The sequence below is a fragment of the Desertibacillus haloalkaliphilus genome (assembly GCF_019039105.1).
GTDB lineage: Bacteria > Bacillota > Bacilli > Bacillales > KJ1-10-99 > Desertibacillus > Desertibacillus haloalkaliphilus.
This window is the reverse complement of record NZ_JAHPIV010000278.1, coordinates 1-390: the sequence shown is the minus strand read 5'-3', so window position 1 is coordinate 390 and position 390 is coordinate 1. Positions and strand designations below refer to the sequence as shown.

The 390-nt window shown below is 43.1% G+C and carries 1 protein-coding gene; it reads left to right on the top strand.

Annotation, left to right across the window (positions count from 1 at the left end; all coding sequences use genetic code 11):
- Window positions 1-181 (top strand): 30S ribosomal protein S18 (rpsR, locus tag KH400_RS21915; RefSeq protein WP_217228235.1); only part of this gene is annotated, 181 nt, incomplete at its 5' end.
- Between the last annotated feature and the right edge of the window lie 209 nt (window positions 182-390).

Here is a 390-nt window from a genome sequence, read left to right as displayed (position 1 = left end):
CAACCACATCGAATACGTGGATTACAAGGACACTGAATTGTTGGAGCGTTTCATCTCAGAACGCGGTAAGATCTTGCCTCGTCGTGTGACGGGTACGTCTGCTAAGAACCAACGTAAGGTGACGACTGCTATCAAGCGTGCACGTGTTATGGGTCTTTTGCCATTCGTTGCAGAAGACTAATAGCATACGCTTTTAGTAACAACCTTTAAAAGAGTGAATCAGCATTGCTGGTTCACTCTTTTTTTATGTTTTGACGGCTTTTCTGACACGTTTGTGCGGTATTCTTTGGACAAACAAGGGAAAGGAACATACTTATGAAGAAATGGCTTATTAGCGGTGTAGTGGCAGTTGTAGCGCTAATTTTAGGTGCGGTTGGTATGAATATGTAC